The 3,950-nt window shown below is 75.0% G+C and carries 3 protein-coding genes and 1 pseudogene; all 4 read right to left on the minus strand.

Annotation, left to right across the window (positions count from 1 at the left end; all coding sequences use genetic code 11):
* A partial coding sequence (locus tag GT030_RS16545; RefSeq protein WP_161201755.1) for a TOMM precursor leader peptide-binding protein occupies window positions 1-615 on the minus strand: 615 nt, incomplete at its 3' end.
* Window positions 612-1,364, minus strand: coding sequence for an ABC transporter permease (locus tag GT030_RS16550; protein WP_161201756.1), 753 nt, complete (start codon window positions 1,362-1,364; stop codon window positions 612-614). The genes GT030_RS16550 and GT030_RS16545, both read right to left, overlap by 4 nt.
* On the minus strand, window positions 1,361-2,317 hold the full coding sequence (locus GT030_RS16555; RefSeq protein ID WP_161201757.1) for an ABC transporter ATP-binding protein: 957 nt from the start codon (window positions 2,315-2,317) through the stop codon (window positions 1,361-1,363). Before GT030_RS16555 ends, GT030_RS16550 begins: the two co-directional genes overlap by 4 nt.
* A 1,301-nt stretch (window positions 2,318-3,618) precedes the next feature.
* Window positions 3,619-3,950: pseudogene (locus GT030_RS16560) on the minus strand (lantibiotic dehydratase C-terminal domain-containing protein); the annotation flags it as partial.

Consider the following 3,950-nt stretch of genomic DNA (forward strand, 5'->3'; position numbering starts at 1 on the left):
CGCCCGGCGCAGCCGGTACGAGTCCGGGCGCGGCTTGGGCAGCGGGGCCGGGGCGGGCAGGGTGGCCTCCGCAGCCGCGCGTGAGGCCGCCTCCTCGGTGAAGGGACGGCAGCGTGGGCACATCGGCTCCGGCAGCAGGGGGAACGTCCGTACCCGCAGGGTCTCCAGGTCCAGCTCCGTGACCCGGGGCAGTTCGGCGTCCGGGCCCTCGGCGGTGTGGCGGGCGGCGCCGGAGGCGATCAGCCGGTGCAGCGACCACACCGCGTCCACCGTGTGGTCCGGCAGCACCGGCCAGGCCCCGGCCGCCGTGGTCTCCGTACCGGTCTCCAGTGCCTCCCGCTCGGTACGGGTGCGCAGCCGCTGGCGGCGCATCGCCACACAGGTCCCGCAGGCCGGACCGGCCGCCGGGGTGCCGCCCCAGGGGCCGAGCAGCACGGCCTGCGCGGTCAGGTGCACGGTGGCCGGGCCGGCGGGGAGTCCGCTCTCGACGAGCACGTTGGTGTCGCCGATCCGGGAGACGGCGGGCGCGGGCAGCCCGGCGGCGGTGGCGCGCGCCGCCAGCCGGGAGTGGAGGCCGGCCCGCGCGGCCTCCAGCGCGGTCATCGTGGTCGTCATGTCCGGTTGCTCCAGCGGAAGATCCGGGTGGCGACGAGCCCGAAGACCAGGGCGAACACGGCGAGGCCCGCGCAGTCCAGCGCGATGTCGCCCAGGTCGCCCCGGCCGCCCATGGCGTCGGTGAGACCGTCGTTGAGGTAGTGCAGCGGCAGCACCTTGGCGGCGGTGCGCAGCCAGCCCGGCATCAGGTCGTCCGGGAAGAACGAGCCGGACAGGAACGCCATCGGCACCATCACCAGGTTGGCGATGGCCGCGACCGCCTCCGGGGTGTCCGCCAGGCTGCCGACCACCAGCCCCATGGCGAGGAAAGCGGTCACGCCCAGCACCAGCAGCGGCAGCGCCGCCCACCACGGGCCCATCAGCTTGAGCCCGAAGAACGGCAAGAGCGCGACGGCGGTGAAGAGCACGGTCTGCGTCAGCGCCACCCCCATCGCCACCGTCCAGCGCGAGGCCAGCAGGGTGCGCAGCGGGGTCGGGGTGCGCCAGATCAGCCGTAGCAGGTCGTCCCGGCGCCACTGCATCAGCGCGAACCCCACCGAGAACACGGCCGCGTTGCCCACGCCCCAGGACAGCACGCCCGGCGCGATGTAGTTGATGGAGGCCAGTCCGCCGTCGACCTTGTCGCCCTGGAAGATCAGGCCGAACAGCACCAGGAAGGCGAGCGGGAAGGCGAAGGTGAAGAAGAGGGTCGTCTTGTCGCGCACGCTCGCGACATAGGTGGCCCTGGTCAGTGCGGCGTAGGCGCTCAACGGTGATGCTCCGATCCGGTGCCGGTCAGTGAGAGGTAGGCGTCTTCGAGGGTGGGCGTGCGCACGGAGACCGAGTCGATGTCCACCAGGTCGCCGAGCGCGGGCAGCACCCGGTTCGGCACCGTCGTCTCGATGGCGAGGTCGGCTCCCTGCACGGTGGCCCGGTCCACGCCCGCGAGCGCGAGCGCGGCCTCGGGGGAGACCTTGTCGGCGGGTACCAGCAGGCGGGTCGGCGCGGCCAGCGCGCGGATCAGGCTGCGGGGCGAGTCCAGCGCGACGACCCGGCCCCCGGCGATGATCGCCACCCGGTCGCACAGCGCCTCGGCCTCGTCGAGGTAGTGGGTGGTGCAGATGATCGTCCGCCCCTCCGAGCGCAACGACCGCAGCAGCTCCCACAGTTCGCGCCGCGCCTCCGGGTCGAGAGCGGCCGTCGGTTCGTCCAGGAAGATCAGCTCCGGCTCGTTGAGCAGCGCGGTGGCCACCGCGAGCCGCTGCCGCTGGCCGCCGGAGAGATGGTCGATCCGGGCGTTGGCCTTCTCGGTCAGCCCGACCCGCTCCAGCGCCGTCTTGGCGGCCTCCGGTGCCATGCCGTACAGCGCGGCCACCGTGCGCAGATGCTCGGCGGCCGTCAGCCGGGCGAAGAACGCCGACGCCTGGGTCTGGACGCCGATCCGGGCCAGCAGCGCGATGTCACGCGGCCAGGGACTCCGCCCGAAGACGGTGACCGCGCCGGAGTCGGCCTCCCGCATGCCCTCCACGATCTCCACCAGAGTGGTCTTCCCCGCGCCGTTCGGCCCGAGGATGCCGAAGAACTCACCCCGGCGCACCTCCAGGCAGACGCCGTCGAGCGCCGTCACCTCCCCGTAGCGCTTGCTGACGCCGTCCAGGGCGACGACGGTCTCGGTAGCGGTGCCGCGCGGGGCGGCCTCCGTGCTGCTGTCGGGTGCGCTCATCTCACCTTTCCTCAACTGCTGTTCGACGGGCGGGACGTGCCGCCCCGGCTCGGAGGGGGAGGAGGCGGCCGGAGCCGCCCCGGTGGTACGCCGGTCCCGCAGGCGCCGGCCGAGACCGCCCAGCACCCACAGCAGCAGGACGGCGGCGAGCAGCGCGGGCGGCAGCGACCAGGCGAGCACCGCCAGGCCGTCCGGCAGCATCGCTCGCAGCGCCGCCCCGCACAGCACCAGCAGCGCCGCGCTCTGCACCGCCGTCAGCAGCGCGAACCCGCCGTACAGCAGCCCGAGGCGTGCCGGGTACGCGCCGAGGCCGGGACCGCGCCGGAACAGCGCCCGCACCGCGAGGCCGGTGAAGGTACGCGCGCCCTCGGACAGGGCGGTGACACCGAGCGCGTGCCCGAGCGCCTGGTAGCCGTCCAGCGGGGGCAGCGGGAGGAGGTTGGCCACGCCGAGGACGGTGCCGAGCAGCAGCAGCGCGCCCAGCGCGGGCCGGGCCTCGGCGCCGGAGGGGAGCAGCGCCCACACCGCGCAGAACGGCACCAGGAACAGCAGGTTGGCGAAGACGCCCGCGCACGCCGTGGCGACCTTCCGGGCCCGCCCGCCGAGGAACTGGACGTCCTCGACCTCGCAGTACAGATAGGTGGCGAAGCAGAACCAGCGCAGCCCGATCTCCGTGACCCGCCCGCCCCAGGCCCGCGCGAACAGCCCGTGCGCCAGCTCGTGCAGGGCCAGCCCGCACCACAGCACAGAGCCGATCGCGAACAGCAGCACCGGCTGGCGCGCCGTCTCCTCCGTCTGCCGCCACAGCGTCCCGGCCTGCACCACGACGGCGACGAACACACCGACCGCCAGCGCCGTCAGCACCGCGAGCACGGCCGGCCGGCGCGCGGGCGCGGTGAGCCGGTGCAGCCGGTCCATCAGCGCGGGCGCGTCCGCCACCATCCGGGTCCGCCCGGCCAGAATCCCGTTCGGCGGCCGCTCCCGCCCGGCCGGCGGTGCCGCGGCCGGGGCGGGGGAGCCCTCCAGCAGGCCCCGGCCGTGCAGCAGCCGGAGCAACTGCCCCCACTGCGCCTCCCCGAGCCGGGCACCGAACGCGCCCGCGTACTCCCCGCCGATCTCCTCCAGCGTGCGGGAACCGTCCAGCCGGCTGATCAGGAAGTGCTCCTTCGGCCCGAGCTCCAGCCGCCGCCCGGTACGCGGGTCCTTCAGCAGATGGATACGGGCCGCACCGCGCACCAGCCGGGGCCCCGCGACCAGGTCGGGGCGCACTCTGGGGCGACTGGCCAGGAACGTCCCGGTGGTCACCCCTCACCCCCACGGCGCCAGCCCGCCAGCGCGTCGCCCGCCCCGGCCTCGGCGCCCCGCGCGCCGCCGTCCCTGAGGGCGCGGCCGAGCACGTACGACAGGAACGCCTCGTCGCGCACGGTCGTGCTGAGCCGGTTGTTGGTCATGTGCAGATACGGCGAGAGCAGCATCGGCAGCGCCTGGGCCGGGTCGGTGGGGCGCAGGTCGCGGGTGCCGTCCCAGGAGCGGAACACCAGCGCGCCGTCCCGGGCCAGCGCGGCCGCCCGGTCGCGCAGCTCGGCGCAGTGCTCGGCCCAGCCGCGCAGGAACACCGGGAGCCGTCCGGTCC

The organism is Streptomyces sp. SID1328, assembly GCF_009865595.1.
Classification (GTDB): Bacteria; Actinomycetota; Actinomycetes; order Streptomycetales; family Streptomycetaceae; genus Streptomyces; species Streptomyces griseoluteus.

Coding starts and splice junctions, on each gene's coding strand:
- GT030_RS16555 (WP_161201757.1), bottom strand. CDS start 2,317: ATGAGCGCACCCGACAGCAGCACGGAGGCCGCCCCGCGCGGCACCGCT.